Origin of the sequence: Paenibacillus sabuli (genome assembly GCF_014705605.1) — a bacterium.
GTDB classification, from domain to species: Bacteria; Bacillota; Bacilli; order Paenibacillales; family Paenibacillaceae; genus Paenibacillus_D; species Paenibacillus_D sabuli.
Genome location: NZ_JACXIZ010000071.1, coordinates 1 through 18574 on the forward strand (window position 1 = coordinate 1; position 18574 = coordinate 18574).

The 18574-nt window shown below is 62.8% G+C and carries 17 protein-coding genes and 1 pseudogene; 4 read left to right on the plus strand and 14 right to left on the minus strand.

Annotated features, from left to right (window positions below; all coding sequences use genetic code 11):
- From IDH44_RS25260 to IDH44_RS25290, 7 genes are all read right to left on the minus strand, one after another.
- Positions 1-1403 (minus strand): hypothetical protein (locus IDH44_RS25260; RefSeq protein ID WP_190921601.1); only part of this gene is annotated, 1403 nt, incomplete at its 3' end.
- A gap of 82 nt (positions 1404-1485) precedes the next feature.
- Positions 1486-3120: an extracellular solute-binding protein gene (locus IDH44_RS25265; RefSeq protein ID WP_190921602.1), complete on the minus strand. Its 1635-nt coding sequence runs from the start codon at positions 3118-3120 to the stop codon at positions 1486-1488.
- A 23-nt stretch (positions 3121-3143) separates the two neighbouring features.
- Positions 3144-4019, minus strand: coding sequence for a carbohydrate ABC transporter permease (locus IDH44_RS25270; protein ID WP_190921603.1), 876 nt, complete (start codon positions 4017-4019; stop codon positions 3144-3146).
- Between the two features lie 13 nt (positions 4020-4032).
- Positions 4033-4980, minus strand: coding sequence for an ABC transporter permease (locus IDH44_RS25275; RefSeq protein WP_223870033.1), 948 nt, complete (start codon positions 4978-4980; stop codon positions 4033-4035).
- Positions 4981-5220: 240 nt separating this feature from the next.
- The gene (locus IDH44_RS27280; protein WP_190921605.1) at positions 5221-7449 is read right to left on the minus strand and encodes a helix-turn-helix domain-containing protein; all 2229 of its coding nucleotides are present in this window, start codon (positions 7447-7449) and stop codon (positions 5221-5223) included.
- Positions 7450-7626: 177 nt separating this feature from the next.
- Complete coding sequence (locus tag IDH44_RS25285) at positions 7627-8472, minus strand: helix-turn-helix transcriptional regulator (RefSeq protein WP_190921606.1); 846 nt, start codon at positions 8470-8472, stop codon at positions 7627-7629.
- A gap of 53 nt (positions 8473-8525) precedes the next feature.
- Complete coding sequence (locus tag IDH44_RS25290; protein WP_190921607.1) at positions 8526-9608, minus strand: Gfo/Idh/MocA family protein; 1083 nt, start codon at positions 9606-9608, stop codon at positions 8526-8528.
- Between the two features lie 234 nt (positions 9609-9842).
- Between IDH44_RS25290 and IDH44_RS25295 the strand changes: the two genes are divergently transcribed.
- Both IDH44_RS25295 and IDH44_RS25300 read left to right on the plus strand, forming a co-directional pair.
- The gene (locus IDH44_RS25295) at positions 9843-11069 is read left to right on the plus strand and encodes an MFS transporter (protein ID WP_223870031.1); all 1227 of its coding nucleotides are present in this window, start codon (positions 9843-9845) and stop codon (positions 11067-11069) included.
- A 290-nt stretch (positions 11070-11359) separates the two neighbouring features.
- Complete coding sequence (locus IDH44_RS25300; protein ID WP_190921609.1) at positions 11360-11584, plus strand: hypothetical protein; 225 nt, start codon at positions 11360-11362, stop codon at positions 11582-11584.
- A 495-nt stretch (positions 11585-12079) separates the two neighbouring features.
- Here IDH44_RS25300 and IDH44_RS25305 read toward each other — a convergent pair whose 3' ends face one another.
- Positions 12080-12298 (minus strand): hypothetical protein, encoded by a 219-nt coding sequence (locus IDH44_RS25305; RefSeq protein WP_190921610.1) that lies wholly within the window; start codon positions 12296-12298, stop codon positions 12080-12082.
- 74 nt (positions 12299-12372) lie between these two features.
- Positions 12373-13383, minus strand: coding sequence for a glycoside hydrolase family 130 protein (locus tag IDH44_RS25310; RefSeq protein ID WP_190921611.1), 1011 nt, complete (start codon positions 13381-13383; stop codon positions 12373-12375).
- Between the two features lie 154 nt (positions 13384-13537).
- Between IDH44_RS25310 and IDH44_RS26840 the strand changes: the two genes are divergently transcribed.
- Positions 13538-14515: an AraC family transcriptional regulator gene (locus tag IDH44_RS26840; protein ID WP_223870032.1), complete on the plus strand. Its 978-nt coding sequence runs from the start codon at positions 13538-13540 to the stop codon at positions 14513-14515.
- Positions 14516-14541: 26 nt separating this feature from the next.
- Here the strand turns inward: IDH44_RS26840 and IDH44_RS25320 are convergent, their stop codons facing one another.
- Together IDH44_RS25320 and IDH44_RS25325 are read right to left on the minus strand one after the other, a co-directional pair.
- Positions 14542-14889: a carbohydrate ABC transporter permease gene (locus IDH44_RS25320; RefSeq protein WP_190921612.1), complete on the minus strand. Its 348-nt coding sequence runs from the start codon at positions 14887-14889 to the stop codon at positions 14542-14544.
- A 146-nt stretch (positions 14890-15035) separates the two neighbouring features.
- A complete protein-coding gene (locus IDH44_RS25325; protein ID WP_190921613.1) occupies positions 15036-15209 on the minus strand; it encodes a hypothetical protein in 174 nt (57 codons plus the stop codon).
- On the opposite strand from IDH44_RS25325, the gene IDH44_RS25330 reads away from it, so the two are divergent.
- Positions 15196-15858 (plus strand): sensor histidine kinase, encoded by a 663-nt coding sequence (locus IDH44_RS25330; RefSeq protein ID WP_190921614.1) that lies wholly within the window; start codon positions 15196-15198, stop codon positions 15856-15858. The genes IDH44_RS25325 and IDH44_RS25330 overlap by 14 nt on opposite strands.
- Here IDH44_RS25330 and IDH44_RS25335 read toward each other — a convergent pair.
- The 3 genes and pseudogenes from IDH44_RS25335 to IDH44_RS25345 all read right to left on the minus strand — a co-directional run.
- Positions 15827-16363 carry a hypothetical protein gene (locus IDH44_RS25335; protein ID WP_190921615.1) on the minus strand — a complete coding sequence of 179 codons (537 nt, stop codon included), beginning with the start codon at positions 16361-16363 and terminating at the stop codon, positions 15827-15829. The two genes, IDH44_RS25330 and IDH44_RS25335, sit on opposite strands and share 32 nt — an antisense overlap.
- Positions 16364-16585: 222 nt before the next feature.
- A complete protein-coding gene (gene zupT, locus IDH44_RS25340) occupies positions 16586-17386 on the minus strand; it encodes a zinc transporter ZupT (protein ID WP_190921616.1) in 801 nt (266 codons plus the stop codon).
- A gap of 533 nt (positions 17387-17919) precedes the next feature.
- A pseudogene (locus tag IDH44_RS25345) lies at positions 17920-18574 on the minus strand (hypothetical protein); the annotation flags it as partial.

Genomic DNA, 18574 nt, shown 5'->3' on the forward strand with positions numbered 1-18574 from the left:
AGCCGCGCCTCGCATCGCGCGCCGGACGCGCCGCGCCCGCCGCCGTCTGCTGCGCCGGCGCTCCAGACCGCCTCGACGGCGGCCGCGGCGCCGCCGAGCTCGAAGCGCAGCCGCAGGTCCGAGGCGGCAATCGCGCTCTCACGGATCATATGCAGGCTGACATGGCGGTCGCCGCCGTCGGTGCTGAAATTCACGCCGAACAGCACCTGGCCCTCGTGCTGTGCGGTCGTCAGCAACGCCCCCGCGAAGTCGTAGCCGTCATGGAGCAGCCGCATATGCAGATAGACCGGGCCCGCCGCGCTCGGCGCATAGGCGAGCAGATTGCGGCGCTGATTCCACATGTCGCTGTAGCTGAAGGTGCCCAGGCTGTAGGCCGGCGTCAGATGCGTGGTCGCCAGCCGCACCTTGCCGGTCGCCTGGTCCGTCTCGAGCGGCTGGTGCAGCGTGCGCTGCGCGGTCTCGACGAACAGCGGCGCGAGCCGCTCCGGGCAGGCGATCCCGGCGCCGTACCACATCGTCCGGTACGCCAGCTCCTTCGGTTCCAGCCACCGGACGCGTCCGCCGAGCCCGAGCTGCAAAAACGACAGCACATGCGTCGGCAACAGCTCCGAATACGCCCGCGCATGCGGACCGGACCATTGACGCGACGGCGCGTGGAAGCGCTCCGCCGCCATCGCCCAGGCGACATCCAGCATCTCGGCCGCCAGCTCGCGCCCCTCCGCGCTGCCGGTCTCGGCGCGAATGCTGGACAGCTCTTCGATCGCGACCGTCGTATACGTCGGCGAATTGAACTCCTGGAACGTGCCCAGCTCCCGCGTATGAGCGGCAAACTTGCGTAGCCGCTCCAGACCGTACGCGCGAATCGCCTCCTCGCCCAGCACCTCCCCGCCGACCAGCGTCACGAAGGCGCCCATGATCGCGATATTCGTATAGCCGGGCCCGACATCGCGCAGCATGATCGCCGCGCAGGCCCGCCGCACCGCCTCGCGCGTCCGTTCGCGCAGCTGCTCCGGCAGCGCGTCCGCGTGACGGCGCAGCATCAGCACGAGCCGCTTGCCGATGAAGTCGGCCCAGTTCCAGTCCGGCGGCGCCATCTGCGTCAGCGGCTCCTCATAGAACCATGGCCAGATGCCGTAGGTCTTGTTGGCGCGGTCGGTATCCTGCAGGGTCAAGAGGCGCTCCAGCACGGCGTTTGCACGCTCGGCTCTTCCCGCTTCGCCGCTGTCAAGCAGCGCCAGCGCATAGCTCGCATTCGTGACGGTCTTGTGCACCTCGCCGGCCGCCTCGGTCAGTGTCGTGTGGTAGCCCGGGCTGGAGAACGGCTCGCGCACGAGCTGCACCTGTTCATCGTAGGTCGCCTCCAGCGCGTCGAGCTCGCGCAGCAGCAGCTTCCTTTCGTCCATCTGCCTACCATCCTCTCTGAGTCGCTTATCCAACGCATTTTCGGCCACTCTGGCACTTTTTCACCGCACTTCCAGTGCAACGTCAATTGCCGAGCGTGTACAAGTCCTCGGTCAGAATCGCATCGTCGCTATTCGTTTCGTACCACTCGGCATACCAGGCATCCACCTGCTCGCCGCCGGATTTTTTCCAATACGCCTGCTGGTCCGCGACCGCTTGCTCCACGCTGGTCTTGGCGCCGCCGACGAGCGCCTGCTCGACGTAGCTGCGCAGCTGCTCTGCCGTGTTGGTGACGATCAATTGCAGGTCCTTGGGCGGCGAAGACATGTGCTCGACGTGCGTATATTGCGCCATCGGCCGCTCCGGCGTCAGGTACGCTGCTTCCGCCTGATCGATGATGGCCGAGAAGGCCTTGTCGATCGGATCGTCCATGTCGAGACGGTTGCGGAACGTGCCGCACTCCCCGAACAGCGCCGTCGAGACGAGCATGCGCATGTCGCCGGTCCAATCCTGCTCCTGCTTGTTCTTCTCCGCATCGATTGGCTTCGGGCAGCCGCTCTCCGCGAGCTCGTAGTGCTCGCCCTCGATGCCGTACGTCAGCGTCCGCATCGTCGCCTCTTCCGTCAGGAAGTCGACGTAGGCCATGACCGCCTCCGGGTTGTCCGCATTCGCATTAATCGCAGCTGTCGCCTGCACCGGATTGCCGATGACCGGGCTGAATTGGCCGAATTCGCTCTCCGGCAGCTCGATCGCCATCACTTCGGCGTCAGGCACATTCTTTTTGAGCGCAGTATAGATGCTGTACCCTTCGCCGCCCGCGCCGGCGTTGGAGCCGTAGAAGCCGAGCTTGCCGTTGATGAAGTCCTGCTTCGCCTTCTCCCCGTTTTTGTCGGTGAGGAAGTCGCGGTCGATCAAGCCGTTGTCGTATAGTTTTTTGACGAAGCGGTTATGCGCGATCGCATTGTCCCACGTGCGCACCAGCGTGCCGTCCTCGACCTTGTAGCCGACGTCCTGGAACATCGCCTCCAGCACCTGGCCGCTCACCCCGGTCACCGCCATGCCCAGCGTATCGTCCTGACCGTTGCCGTCCGGGTCCTGCCGCACGAATGCCTCGATGGCTGCGTAGAATTCGTCGGTCGTCTGCGGCACGCCGAGTCCGAGCCGGTCCAGCCAGTCCTTGCGCACGAACAGCACGTGATTGGTATACACCCCGTTGAGCCGCGCGAATTCATACATTTGGCCGTCCTCGCGGGTCCCGACCTGCCGCAATAGCGGGTATTCCTCGAGCAGCGCCTTGTAGGTCGTGCTGTGCTGCTCGATCAGCTCGCCGATCGGCATCAGCTGCTTTTGGTTGATCAGTTCGTTGCGATAGCCGGTCGCATATTCGAAGATCAAGTCCGGCGCCGTGCCGGAAGCGAACATGACGTTGAATTTGTCGATCGACTCCCAGCGCGGCACGGCCTGGAAGTCCAGATCGACCGGTCCGTTCTCCTCCAGCCAGCGCGTCCAGCGATTGTCCTCGGCCGTGCCCTGCTCCCCTGGAATGCTGCCCCGATCGTAGATCGAGACACTGATCGCGGCCCGCGCTTCTCCGTTTGCGGACTCGCCTCCGGTTCCGCTCTCCTTGTCGCCGTCGCCGCCCGAGCATCCCGCCAGCAGCGCGCCGGTCAGCACGGCTCCCGCCGCCATCCCCATCCATCTCCGTCTTTGCATGCGCATCGCTTGCTTCCCCCTTTGAATAGTCATCCCTTGACGGCGCCGATCATGACGCCCTTGACGAAGTACTTCTGCAAGAACGGGTACACGATCAGCATCGGCACCAGCATCACGACCACGCCCGCCGACTTGATCGTCTCCGGCGTCAGATTGGCCATGTCCTCCGGCTGCAGATTGTTGAGGTCCTGCATCATCGACTGGCTCTGCACCATCTGCTGCACGAGCACGGTCAGATTGTACTTGGCCGGATCGTTCATGAAGATCAGCACGTTCATGAATTGATTCCAGAAGGCGACTGCGTAGAACAGCGTCAGCGCGGCCAGCACCGGCACCGACAGCGGCAGCACGATCTGCGCGATCAGCCGCCATTCGCTGCAGCCGTCGATGCGCGCCGCCTCCTCCATCTCCACCTGCATGCTCTCGAAGTACGTCTTCAGCACGAGCATGTTGAATACGCTTACGAGCGCCGGCAGCCAGATCGCGCCGTAGGAGTCGATCAGCCCCAGCCCCTTGATGACCAGATAATTCGGAATGATGCCGCCGGTGAAGAGCATCGTGAAGATGATCGCCAGCGTGAAGAGGCGGCGTCCGTACATGTCGCGGCGCGACAGCGGATAGGCGGCCAGCACCGTGCAGCACATGCACAGTGCGGTGCCGACGACGGTCAGCACGACGTTGTTGCGGAACGCATTGACGATATCGCTGCCCTCGATCAGCGAGGTGTAGGCGTCCGTCGTCCAGCCCAGCGGCCAGAATACGACATGGCCCGACGCCACGTGATGCGCGTCGCTGAGCGACATCGCTGCGATATGGACCATCGGCAGCAGGCAGGACAGCGCGATCAGGCCCAATACGACATAGTTGACGGCATAGAACAGCTTTTCGCCGCGAGTCGCCTTCATGCTTGTTCCCCTCCTACCAGAGCCCTTGGCCGTAGCGGCGGGCGATTGTGTTGGTGATGAGCACCAGGACGAGACCGATCAGCGACTCGAACAGCCCCATCGCCGACGTCAGCGAGAATTGCAGACTTTGCAGCCCGATCTTGTAGGTGTAGGTGCTAATCACCTCGGAGATGCCGAATACCGCCGAATTTTGCAGCGTGTACACCTGGTCGAAGCCGACCTCCATTACATTGCCGACCGACAGAATGAAGACGATGACGATCGTCGGCGCGATCCCAGGCAGCGTAATATGGCGGATCTGCTTCCACTTGTTCGCTCCGTCGATGCTGGCCGACTCATACAGACTCGGATCGATCGACGACAGCGCCGCCAGATAGATGATCGCGCCCCAGCCCGCGCCCTTCCAGATGCCCGAGCCGATGAACAGCGCCAGCCATGAGCCCTCGCTGTAGAGGAACTGGATCGGACTCCAGCCCAGCCAGTCCGCGAACAGATTGTTGATCACCCCTTCGATGGAGAAGATCGTGATGACGATGCCCGAGACGATGACCCACGAGAGGAAGTGCGGCAGATAGACCAGCGTCTGCACCCCGCGCTTGAACCAGACGCGTCCGACCTCATTGAGCAGCACCGCCAGCAGGATCGGGAACGGGAACCCGATCAGCAGCGCCAGGACGCTGAGCACGAACGTATTGCGAATAATCCGCAGCGTCTGCGGATTGCTGAACAGCGTCTCGAACTGCCCGAGCCCTACCCAGGGGCTGCCGAATACGCCGTCGGCAAAGTTGTAATCCTTGAACGCAATGACCAGCCCGCCCATCGGCGCATACTTGAATAGTAGAAAATAAACGATGATCGGCGTAAACAAAATGAAATACGGGATGTTCTGCCTGAGCCGCCTGCGGTTGCGCCGCTGGGGCATCCTCACCGCCCCGCCGCCGACCGCTTGTCGCTCGGCCATGCTCATACACGCTCGCCTCCTCTGCCGCAATCCGGATTGCACGGGCTGCGATTGCGGCTTGGTCCCACTGTACCGCCGCCGCGCGCAGCGGGTCAATCCGCATGATTCCGACCCCGTGCACAATAATCGCGAATGCCCGCCACGCCGGTGTTTGTCGCGCCGGATCGGCTCCGAAGCGGCCGGGAAGAGGTGCCGGGATCCACCTTTTTCGGGCCATCCACCTTTTGGCGCAGCCGCGCTTTACTCCGTCTCCGCATATTTGCGGTATTCGCCCGGCGTCATGCCGGTCTGTTTTTTGAAGGCACGGATGAAGGAGAAGGAATGGGTGTAGCCAACCTGCAGCCCCACGTCCTGGATCGAGTCGGCCGTGTCCGCCAGCAGCCGCTTGGCCCGCTCGGTGCGCACGCTGGCGAGGTAATCGACGAATTTCTCGCCGAATTCCTCCTTGAACAATTGGCTCACGTACTTCGGACTCAGCTCGAACGCCTCGCTCAGATGCGTGAGCGACAGGTCCGGGCGGCCGGAATGGGCGGCAATATAGCGGCGCACCTCCAGCATGGTCGCCGAGTAGGTCCGATCCTCGCGCAGCTCGCCCATCCGGGCCTGGACGTCCCGCAGCGCCTCGCGCAGGGCATCCGTCAATCCCTCGAGCGTGTCGTGCGCACGCATGAGGGCGGCGATCCGGCTCGACTCGGCCTCCCAGGCCTGCTGGTAATCGCGGCTCAGCTCGGCCATCTCCTTGGCGAGCTGGTAGACGACGTAATTGACCTGATAGAGCAGCTCCTCCTTCGGCGCGACGCGCGCGCGCAGCGCCTCCGCGAAGCGGTCGTACTGGCGCTCCCAAGCGCCGTCGCCGAGCTTGAACGCCTGCACGAGCCCGCGCAGGTCCGCCGCCGGCTGCGGCAATGCCCCGCCCCCCGCCTCCGGCAGATCGCGGCTGCCGATGACGCGCCCGCTGCCGAGCGCCATTTTGTAGCTCAGCGCCTGCAGCGACTGCTCGTACGAGCTGCTGATCTGCTCGACGCCGCGCACCGTATCGCCGAGGCCGATCGTGATCTCGAAGTCGAGGTTGTCCGCCACCCATTGTATGAGCTGCCGGGCGTAGAGCGCGACCGCCTCGCCCGATTGCTCCTCCTCCTGCAGACGAACGACGGCGCACCATTTGTCCGCCTCCAGCCATTCGCCGTATACGGCGAGCCCGCGCTCCCCGGCCAGCTCGCCGACGACGTTGCCGATCAGGAATTTGAGCAGCGACTGGTCGCGCCGCGAGTACTTCTCGCAGAAGGCGAGGTAGCCGTCGATCTCGATCGTCATCGCGCTCGCGCGGACGAGACCGCTCTGCCAGCCGAAGCGCGCGGAGATGGCGTCCCAGTCGCGCACGACCGTATCGTAATCGCCCTCGAGCGTCTCCTTGATCCAGTGCCGCCGCCGCACCTGCATATGCTGCTCCTGCTCGGTCATCAGCTCGTCGGACTGGGCGATCATCTTGTCCAGCGCCGACTCGATGAAGGCGAATTCGTCGCGTCCGCCCGTGCGCAGCAGTTGCTCCGTCTTGAGCCGGGCATAGCCGCCGAGGCGCGCGGTCAGCGACTGGATCGGCCGATAGTGACGTCTGGAGATATAAGTAATGAACCAGGCCGCCGCGACGACGGCGACGCCGCCGCTGAGCAGCAGGATCAGATTGAAGCGCGAGGCGAACAGGTAGAAGGCGCCGCCCTGCAGCTGGCTCCTGATGCGCCAGCCGGAATAGCTGGAGCCGACCTCGGTCGCCGCCCCTTGCAGCGCCGGCAGCTCGGCATCGGAGGCATAGAGCAGCTCGCCCTCGCCGTCCATCAGTACAGCCGTGATGAAGCCCGTATCGGACAGATCCTTCACCAGATTGGTGATCGCGCGGGCGCTGACGTTGACCACCATGACGCCGTAGTCGCCGGCCGGCACCGGATACGGCTTGACGAGCGAGAGCACGTCGGTGTCGTACTGGTTGGGGAATTCGCGATACGGCCGCTTGCCGGTCCACGAGGCCCCCTTGCGCGAGCGCAGGTACTCCTCCACGAAGGCCCGGTCCTCGAAGCGCTCCATCGTCAGCGCCGCCGTATCGGTCAGCACCACCTCGTCCTCCCAGTTGACGAGATAGATCGAGTCCACGAGCGGGAATTGATTCTTCATCTCCGAGAGCAGCTTGGACGGATTGACCATGCGGCGGATCGGATCGTCCTCCAGCGTCGCGTTGAAAAATTGCTGAATGCCGTTCGTCGCGCCGAGCTCCTTGATCATCATGTGCTCGACCGCCCGCAGCGAATTGTCCACGACCTCGAGTATATGCTCGGACGTGCCCCGATTGACCGTCTCCGCGGCCTTGCGCGTCACCTCGCCCATACTGAAGAAGAAGATTGCAATCAAGAAGGAGATGACGGCAAAAAAGATCGGCAAATATGAGAACAGCAGCTTGTAGAACCACGACTTCGCCACGCCTGCACCGCCTTTGCTTCGTTGTGTTTTTCCAGTGTAGCCATGGCGGGCGGCGAACGCAACCGCTGGCGCATGCACATCATTCCGGGCATGCACATCATTCCGCTGCACGGCTCGCCGACAACAAAAAAAAGCCGGCCGGGCATGCTCCCGACGGCGGCGTTCTGCCTTGCTGTTTTATCCCAAGTCCGGCTGATCTCCGGCGGCCAGCGTTTTGCGGTATTGCATCGGCGAGCATCCGACCGCCGCCTTGAAGCAGCGGGAGAAGCTGGACAGCTCGTGAAACCCGAGCTCCTCGGCGATCTCGCCTACGCTCAGGTCGGCTTGCGCAAGCAGCAGCTTGGCCCGCTCGATTTTGATACGGCGCTGCATGACCACCGGCGACGTGCCGAACAATTGCTTGAACCGCACGCTCGCGTACGCATCGTTCAAATGCAGCTCGCGCGCAAGCTGCTTCAAGGTCGGCGCTTTGCCGGATTGACCGGTCATGCGATACAACAGGCTGAGAAAGGGGGCCGTCACGGCCGGATTGACGGCGCCCGCGCCTTTTCCGAGCGCGCTGCCCAAGAGCAGCGACAAAATTTCCAATCGCTTCGCCTTGCGATACAAGGCCGCGGGAATAGCGCCCGGTCCGTCGTCCGGCTTCATCAGCTCCGAAAACGCTTGTTCGAACGCCTCCGTCCGATCCATCTCATACACAAAAGGGAGGTCGAACAAAGCCATAATATCCAGCTGATTGCCCAAGCGGTACGTGAAATGCCACCATAGCAGCTCGGTCTCGTCGTCGCGGTCCTTGAATTGATCGTGCTCCAGCCCGGGCGGGATCAGGATGACCTTGCCCGGGGACAGCGGATACACGGCCTCCCCGACACGCAGCTGAGCCGATCCGCGCTTGATGTAGGTCATCATATAATAGGTACTGAGCGTGCGCTTGTAGATGCCGATCTCGCGACGCACATGATGATCGAAGGCGAGGACCCGGATCTCCGCATGCTCCAGCAAGCGCAAGAGCGAATCGTTCACGGGCTGCCCCTCCCCTCTCGCTGTGATGTTCCCAGTATAGCACAGCCCAAGCGCTACTCCCGCACCTCGACCAGGCGCGCCATGATTTGCCGGAACAAGACCAGATCCTGCAAGGCGTCCTCCGCCGTGCAGACCGGGTCCGCGCCTTGCGCGACGACCGCATGCCAGTGCTCCAGCTCGGCGACGTACGCATCCTTGAAGGTCGGCCGCACCTCCCGTTCCGCATCCGTGTCGCCGTCCGTCTCCCGGACATGGAGCAATGTCGGCAATTGCCGTATATACGGCGTATTGTATTGGACCTTCACGGTCTTGTGCGTGCCGAACACCTCGATCCCGGCGTCGAAGCGCCGCTGCCGATCCGTGCCGACCTCATAGGACGCGATGAAACCGCCGTAATCGAATACAAAATGGCCGTAGTTGCCGCATACCACGCTCGACACGACGGCCCGCGGCATCCCGAGCAACTGCCGCATCGCCGACAGGTCGTGGCTGGACAAGCCGTTCAACAGCCGATACCAGCGCTTCTCCTGCGCCGATGCTTCCCCGCCGAGGGCTGCTCGCAGCTGGTCCTCGCGCTGACGCTCCAGCGCCTCCAGATCGGCCGGGGCGACATCCGCGGGCCGCAGCACGCGGCTGGTCTGCTCGACGAACAAGGCATTGGCGCCGATGATCGCCCGCAGATGCGCATATTGCACCGGCCCCAGGTGTTGCAGCTCCGCGATCGCGGCCCGAAAAGCCGGCGCGAAGCGGCGCATGTAGCCGACCATCACCTGCTTGCCGGCTTCCCGCTCGGCCGCGATCACCGCCTCCGCATCTTCCAGCGTCAGGCACACCGGCTTCTCCACGAAGACGTGCTTGCCCGCGCGCAAGGCCGCAATCGCGCAAGATGCATGCATCGCATCGGGATTCAGCACCATCACGGCATCCAGGTCGGGCTGCCGCACCAGCCCGGCATAGTCCGGATGCCGCCCGCTCTCCGGCACGCCGTAGCGCATTCCGATCGCTTCGACGAGCGTGTCGGAGATGTCGCATACGGCGGAGATTTCGAATCGATCCTTCAGCAGCTCCAGCACCGGCAGATGGATCACCTGCGCCACCTCGCCAAGGCCGATTAGTCCGATCTTGATTCGCCTCATTTTTTCCTCCTTGTGAATGAACTTGGAATCTAATGTCTATTGTAGCGGCATTTATTCCCGGAGGAACATGGCGGTTTCTTTGCGATAGTTGACCGTTTTTTAGGTGGCGCGGGCATGGACAACCGCACGGACTAGGCGTATACTATGCCATGGCGCACAGGCGTGCGTTCTTTTTGTATCCGCCTGACCCACACCAAGCCGCCCGCGCGGCGTTTGCAAAGGATCTGTCCACTTATGGCGCGTACCGCAAGCAACCTGACATCACGAACCGCTTTGCCCGATCCATATCGACAACTGAAGTTTTTCAATTTTTTTATGTACGGCTCATGGTCGCTGCTTAACCCGTTTTTGCCGCTTTACTTTCAGAATATCGGCTTCAGCAACATCCAGATCGGCCTGCTGATGACGATCGGACCGATCGTCTCGCTGCTGGCCAATCCGTTCTGGGGCTATTGGAGCGACCGCTCGCAAAACACGCGCCTCATTCTGCTGATTATGCTGAGCGGCAATTTCGTCGCCAGCCAGCTTTATTTCCAGATGGGCACCTTCGCGACCGTGCTCTCGTTTATGCTCTTGTTCTTCTTTTTTCAGACGTCGCTCAATCCGCTCACCAACTCGCTGATCCTGCAGGCGATTCGGGGCACGTCCTATTCCTTCGGCACCTACCGGCTCTGGGGCTCGCTCGGCTTCGCGGTCATGGTGCTGGCCGCCAGTCCGCTGATCGCATGGGCGGGAGTCGAGAATCTCGGCTACCTGTACGGTTTTTTTGTATTGGTGGCGCTGATGATCGGCGTCCGACTGCCGAAGGCCAAAAGAAGCGGTCCCTCGCGCCGCATTTCGGGCAAGGGCATGCTGCAGCTTGCGCTGCAGCCGACGTTTGCCGTCTTTCTCGTGCTGTCGGCGCTGCTCTCGATTCCGAATTACATGAACATGTCGTTCATCTCCGTCTATATTACCGACCTCGGCGGCTCGGAGGTCTCGGTCGGATGGTCGTGGTTCCTGGCGGCGATCATCGAGGTGCCGATCTTCGTCATGCTCGACCGCTATCTGCGCACGACGGCGCGCACGATGTTCGGCCTGATGGTGCTCGTGAGCGGACTGTTCGTGCTGCGGTGGCTGCTGATGGCGCTGAGCACCGAGCCGATCCATATCATTCTGATCCAGCTGCTGCACAGCGTCACCTTCGGGGTCACCTTCTATACGAGCACACAGCTCTGCAACTATCTGGTGCCCGAGCAATACCGCACCTCCGGCCAAGCCATCTACGGCCTCGTGTGGATGGGCGGCGGCGGCATCGTCGGCGGGCTACTCGGCGGCTGGCTGTTCGAGACGCACGGCCCGAGCATGCTGTACTTGTCCGGCGTCTTCATGTCCATCGCGGGCATGGCGGGCTTCGGCGGGCTCTGGCTGCGCTATCGCAGACTGGGCGAGGACGCTCCGGAGGAGGTCCAGGCCGAGTAGACATCCCGCATCATTTTGGCAGTACAGCCCCGCTCCAGGCGGCATTTGATCTTCCGATCGCTGTTGAACCCTGAATTTCCTGATCTCTCCCCTATGGGTGAAATTCAGGATTCAAAGGCGAACGCTGGCGCTTCTCCAGATTCAAATGCCGCCTCCCGCTATTGCCCTCTTATTTTTCCGTTCTCGTGAACTGGCCTGATTCAACACGTCCGGAGCTGGGTAATGAGTGTATCTAGTCTCGCTTAATCAAGGACGGCGCGAATCGTCTGCGCCTTGGAGGAGGGATGACGGTGACAAGGGAGCGAAGAGGTCCGGACCAGATCCCGCCAAGACGGCCTGGTCAAGACCCCGAGATCGAACCGCCGCCGGCGCCGGGCCCCGGGCCGGCGCCTTCGGTACCCGAAATCGAGCCCGACCGTACGCCGGAGATCAAGCCGGATCGCACACCCGAGATCGAGCCTGACCGACCGCCGGAAATTCAGCCCGAGCGGCCGTCCGAGCTTCCGCCGGATTAAAGCGGCGCATATAGGTACGTGGAACAAGGGCCGCTCCGGCTACAGCCGGAGCGGCCCTCCCTTTACCACTCGCCAATGAACCTAACGGTTGCCACGGAAGCTATTTAGCTGAAAAAAGCGTAGATTGAATCGTAACGGTTGCCACAGGTCTTATTTCCGTGAAATCAATCAAAAAAACGCAATTGAGGCCAAATAAGCGCTGTGACAACCGCTAGATTAGAAATCGCCTGAAATTGTTCGAAATAAGCACGCTGGCAACCGTTAGATTAGCAGAGTCCGTTTGCCCGTTGCCCGCGTGATGGAGTTCACTTTATCGCTTGTTCCGTTGTTCGCTGCCATTGCCGATCCTCTCCTTCATTCGTGAGGTTGGGAAGTGCATGCTTCCTATTACCTCGGATCGGCACACTTGTAACATCGATCGCCGGACACGCCAAAAAAGCGGGCGAAGGCCGCAATGCCCTCGCCCGCTCACCGACTGCTCTGTCGCCCCCAAAATCAGGCGCTGCAGCCCTCGCACTCGTAGTACTGATCGCCTGTCGTCTCCTTCGTCGCCAGCAGATCGCCGACCCGGATATCCTCGACCTCGGTAAATTCGAAATCGGCGATTTTGGCTTGCACCTGCTCCCGCGCCTCTTCCTCGGTCGCGGCGTTCCAGCTGAACTCGCCCTTGCTGCCGGTCGATACGACCTCAAAGGCAAACAAATAACGCGCCATAGCCTTGGCCTCCTTCCTTCTCGTCGCTCGTCTCCATTATATACCTCGCGGACCCGGCGGCGAAACCCCCGGCTTCAGCGGCCTTCGAGACAGAGCCGAACGAGATCGTCGACATGCGCGGTGGCGAGGCACTCGTAGGCATCGGCGGCGCCGTAGTACATCTTGACCTCGCCGTCGTCCTCGAGAATCATGCCGCCGGGGAAAATGACGTGATTGCGGAAGCCGCCATCCGCCTCGTACGGCGCATCGGGCGCCATCAGCGGCGCGCGGTGCATGCCGACGATGCGGCGCGGGTCCTCCAGATCGAGCAGCATGATGCCCGCGGTGTAACGCTTCTTCCATGTCGGCTCCCAGCCGTTCTTGCCGCGACTGTCGTCGCGGTCCACGGCGTGGAACAGCGTCAGCCAGCCGTGCGGCGTCTTGACCGGCGGCGCGGCGGGGCCGAGCTTGTCGTTGGCGAAGGGCACCTGCTCGACGGCCAGCAGCAGGTCCGAGTTGCCCCAGTCGCGCAGGTCCGGCGAATCCGACAGCCAGATGTCGAAGCGGTCGACCCCGCCGCGGCTATAGACGGTGAACGGACGCTCCAGCCGCACGTAGCGGCCCCCGATGCGCTCGGGGAAGAGCACCATGTTGCGATTGTCCGGCGCGGAGAGGCTGAGCACCTCGAAGTGCTCCATGTCGTCGGTGACGGCGATGCCGCCGCGCACGCCGTGATGGGTGTCGACGGCGAAGCACATGTAGCAGCGGCCGTCCATGACCGTCAGACGGGGATCGTAGGTGCGGATGATCTCGTCGTCCTTGAGTCCGAATACCGGCTTCGGACCGACCTCCCAGGTGATACCGTCCGCGCTGTACGCGATGCCGAGATTGGTCGTGCTGCTGGGCAGCAGCGTGCCCGCCTCGGGATCTCCGTAGTCGTTGCGGAAGACCATGACATACTTGCCCTGGAACTTGGCCACGCCGGCATTGAAGACAAGGGCCGGGTTGTACGGCACGTCGGCGGCGGTCACGAGCGGGTTGGCCGGATGGCGCTTGACGATCGGGTTCGAATGCAGCTCGCCGATCAGCGGCAGTTGATTAGGCATAGGATTCTCCTCCTTGGGAATCGAGAATGAATGGGCTAGTGTTGCTTGCGTCGCTAGCATATACTAGAACCATCCCGGAGAGCGGACAATTGTGTACCGCATTGTCTCACGATTTCTCCGATTCGCGAAAGGTCTGCCTATGACATTCTATCCGATGAGCAAGCAACTCGCCGATTACGAGATGATCCCGCGCGACTTCCCGCTGCATGTCTCGCGCAACGAGATTCGCCACGTCTTCCCGCCGCACCGCCACGACTTCCTCGAGTGCTCGCTCGTCGTCGGCGGCGCGGGCTGGGAGCTCGTCAACGGCGAGCGCCACCCGATGCGCCCCGGCACGTTCACGCTGCTCCTGCCCTACCAGGTGCACGAGCTGATCGCCGAGCCGCCGGGGCCGCTGCTGCTGTACAACTGCATGTTCGGCCTCGAGCTGATCGCCGGCAGCGCCGGCCAGGGCGAGCTGGCCGGCGAGCTGCTGAGCGGCGAGGAGCCGCCCCATGTCCAGCTCGCGCCCGAGCCGGCGGCGCGGCTGGAGGCGCTGATGGCCGCGATGGTCGAGGAGCAGGCCGCCGCGCGACCGCTGCGCCGGCAGCTGATGACGCTGCAGCTGCGGGAGCTGCTCATCCGCAGCCAGCGCGAGCGGCTCGCGGCTGCGCACGTGCAGGGCGCAGCCGCTCACGCGGGAAGCGCGGCCACGGGGTCCGCGCATCCTGAGCGGCTCGGCCGGGCGGATGACGGGAGGCGACGAGACGGAGACACGAGCGCCGCGGGCCAGGCTGCAGCGCCCCGGCCCGTACAGCGGCCCGATGCGGCCATCTGGCCGATCATCGCGCACATCCACCTTCATTACCGCGACGAACTGTCGCTCGGCGCGCTCGCGGCGCGGTTCGGACGCTCCCCCTCGCGCCTCAGCATGGCGATCAAGCGCCATGCCGGGCTCACCTTCACGCAGCTGCTGCACGAGGTGCGGGTGCGTCACGCCTGCGGTCTGCTGGCGACGACGGCGATGCCGACGGTGGAGGTCGCCGCGGAGGTCGGCTTCAGCTCCTACAAGACCTTCGCCCGCGTCTTCCGCGATCGCAAGGGCGAGACGCCCGGCGACTACCGCAGCCGAATGCGGAGCTTGCGCGCCTGAGGCGCGCAGCCGGCGCCGGCACGCGCTTATCCCTTGAGCCCGGCCGGGAACAACACCATCGACGAGCCGAACTGCCAGACGGTCAGCAGGCTGATCGTATACAGCGCCCAGTCCGGACTGCCGAGCCAATCAACAGGCTGCCAGCCCAGACGCGCGGACATCAGGTTGACGACGCCGTCGCGGGAGAAGATGAAGCGCCACAAGATGGCGACGGCGACGCTGCCGCCCATGATCGACGGCAAATAGTAGATCGTGCGGAAGGCGTTGATCCCTTTAAACCGCTGATTGAGGTCGGTGAACGAATAGAAGAACGAGAAGATCAGCGGATACAGCTCGAACACCAGAAATCCGACCAGCCACGGCGCGATGTACAACAGGCCTGTGTATTTGCCCCGCTCGCGCCTGCGCCGCAGGCGCGAGCGGCGGGCGACAGCGCAGTCGCTTGTCCTTTCATTTGGCGGCCTCTCCTTTCCTTACAGCGGGCGGGCAGCGACTGCGTCGCGCCCGCCCGGCGCATGCATTATTGACTGCTCTTGAGCTCCTGCAGCTTCGCGTTAAGCGACGCGATCATCTCCTGCGCCGCCTCTTCGAAGCCGAGCGTATAGTCGTCCTGAATGAACTGGTTACCCGTCTGCTGACGCACGTAATACTTGAACAGCTCGCTGTACAGGCCGGGATCGATGTTCAGCAGCACGTCCTGGCCGCCGCTCTTTGTACTGCTCGGACTGTCGCTGCTGCTCGGCATTGCCATTGCCTACGTGCTCAGCAAGCGCAACTATGCGAATCTCAAGAGCATCACCTCGCTCATCACCGCGGCCAAGCAGGGCAAGCCGTTGCCGCCGCCGCTGCGCGAAGGGCGCGTCACTGACGAGTACAGCTTTATCTTGCAGAATATGATTAAGACGTTCCTCGAGCAAAATTACTTGAAAACGCAGCTATCCGAGCATACGTATCGGCTGCGCTATATGGAGATGCTGGCGCTGCAGGCGCTGCGCGGCAGACTGGAGGCGCAGGATGAGGACGCCGCCGCGGCCATCGCAGAGCGCGGACAGCATATCGGACTGGCGAATACGCACAAGCGGTTGCGCCGCATGTACGGCGCAGCCGCGGGCGTGCGCATCCTGTCGAAATACGGAACTGGCACGATAGTCGCGCTGCGCATCCCGCTGCGCGAGGAAGGCGAAGAAGACAATGAACTGCGATCTATCGGCCTCATTAAAGACCAGGCCCAAACAGGCAAGGCCCGGGAGCAAGCTCCCGGGCCTTTACTCTCGCTGCAGCCACCGCTGCGGCAGGCCTTCTCATGGCCAATCAAGGCACATACTGCTGGACGATCTCGATAATCTCGCCGCCGCGCACGGTCAAGTGGTAAGGGAATTCACGAATATCCAGCTCCCCGCCCTCCTGCAACAATTCGGCTAAGCGCTCGACGCTGATTCGCTCGTTCCAGACGATATCCGCCTCCAGCGGATCGCCGGTGCGATCGTACAGCTGCATCCGCACCTCGGCGTCCGCCGCCACCGGCAGCTCGCGCAGCTGCGCGCTGTCGTTGGTGATATAGTAGCCGTTAGGCGGTGCCTCGATCCCGGCATCGGGCTCGCGCTCGCGGAAGAGGGCCGCCGCCGCCTCGCCCTCATACCAGCCGATCTCGTCGATCTGCAGCACGAGGCGCCCGCTGCCCGTCCAGCCCAGCCCTTCTATGTAGGCGGCGTGCTTGTCCGGTCCCGGCTCGACCGGCACATACTCGCTGTCCGCCGTCGTGGCCGCGCTGAATAAGGCCAGTACCAGCATTACACTTGCTATGGTCAGTCCGATCCGTCTCCCGTTGTTCGCCGCGCGTGTTCGCATGATTCGCCCTCCCCGTTCTGCGATACGGCCTCGGCGCCGCGGCTGCCAATTGCTGCAGCCCGGCCCGTTCAGCCACTTCTATTATCCCTCGTTACCCGCCCTTACGCCGCTTGAATCCGGCGTGAGGGCATTGTCTATACTAATAAGACGAATAAGCAGGGCGAAACGTTGCAAAAAAATTCGAATTATCAGACAAATTGTCGGAAGACTGCCGCTAGGCCGCTAAATAAACAGCAGCAGGCTCAGCGCCATCAAGGCCATTCCGCCGATCAAGCCATAGATGGACAGATGGCCTTCGTCATACTTCTTGGCCGCGGGCAGCAGGCCGTCCAGCGAGATGAATACCATGATGCCGGCCACCGCGGCGAAAATGACGCCGAACATAATATCATTCAGGAACGGCATCAGGATCAGAAACGCGATCAGCGCCCCGACCGGTTCGGAGAGGCCCGAGAGAAACGAAAGCTTGAATGCTTTGCGCTTGTTGCCCGTCGCATAATAGACCGGCACCGAGACCGCGATGCCCTCGGGAATGTTGTGAATCGCAATGGCTACTGCGATCGCGATGCCGAGCGCCGGATCCTGGAGCGCCGACGTGAAGGTCGCGATGCCCTCCGGAAAGTTGTGAATGGCAATCGCGATCGCGGTAAAGGTGCCCATCTTCAGCAGCTCCGGATTGCGCACCGGCCGACTGGCATCCTCCACCTTCTTCATCTCGTGCGGGTTGCCTTGCTTCGGGACGAAGCGGTCGATCATCGCGATCAGCAGTATGCCGCCAAAAAACGCGCCGACGGTCGCCCAGTTGCCGGGGCGCACGCCCAGCTCGGCGACGAGCGCAACCTGCGCCTTGACGAAAATTTCGATCATCGAGACATAAATCATGACGCCGGCCGAGAAGCCAAGCGAGAGCGACAAAAACTTCGTATTGGTCGTCGAGGCGAAGAAGGCAATCAAGCTGCCGATCCCCGTCGCCAGCCCCGCCAATAACGTCAGTGAAAAGGCAAACAGCAGGTTGTCGTCCATCGTCCAATCCCCATTCTTTTTATAGTTTCGCAGGTGTATAGGTGCAACTGCATTGCATTATATGCAGCGCAGCCAAAATGTTTACCCTGAGAAACATTTTATACCGAGGGAAACTTGGCCGTCAATCTTTTTGTTGCGCTCGCGTGTCGGCGCCCGCGACGCTTAGCCCGAACCCGGAGGCTGGACTTACGGATTTACACAGATCATGCACCCAACGAGGTCCACCAAACGAAGGCAGGCCGCACGGAGCGTCTTCTCAGCATGTACCGGCAGTGTAAATCAGCTAAAAGGAGGTGCGTTGCATCGATCGCACCGTCATCAAGCGGTTTGGAGCGGTGGAGCGTTTGGAGCGTTTGGAGCGTTTGGAGCGTTTGGAGCGTTTGGAGCGTTTGGAGCGTTTGGAGCGTTTGGAGCGTTTGGAGCGTTTGGAGCGTTGAAAAAGCGCCCGCTGGTGCGGGCGCCTCTTTGATATCACAACTATTCGGCTCGGCTTCACGAGCAACAATTTGGCAAGGGTCTATTTGGAATCGCGCTCAGCGTTCCAGCACAATCGCCTCGTAGTCCCGCAGCAGCGGCAGCTCGACCATCAAGCTCCCCGTCTGCGTCTCCGCGACTAGCGGCAGCTCGGCTCCGCTGCGCAGCAGCCGGGCACGCGCGTACAGGCCGCCATCCCGGACCGCGATCCGAATCGGTCCGATCGGCAGCGGCTCGCGGTAGGTGACGCCGTTGAAGCCGGACAGATTCAGCAGTTGGAGCAGCAGCTCATCCTGTGGCGTGTAGCCGCAGCATAGCTCGACCTGCTCTGGCGCATCGGTCTCCACGGCATGGCGAACGCCGAGCCGATCGAGCAGATGGAGCAGCAGTCGCCGGTGATCCTCATAGCCGTAGCGCAGGTAAAGCGCACCGGCCTGCCAGGGCAGCGCCGCGCCGGCTCCGCGATCGCGAGCGCGCGTCAGCGCGCCGCCGTACCAGGGCCCGAGCCGATGCCCGTAGGCGCGCTCCGGCGGCCCGAAGGTCGACGGCTCGACCAGCGGCCAGAGCCGCTCGGCATCGGGACCGAAGCGCATGCGGTAAAAGGTGCCCGCGACGAACACCCAGTCCCGGCCCGCGAGCGCCGCCCGCGCTGCGCCGGGCGCGCCCGGCTGCGCGAGGTCGCCGCTGCCGGCCACAGGCGCCGCGGACGCAGGT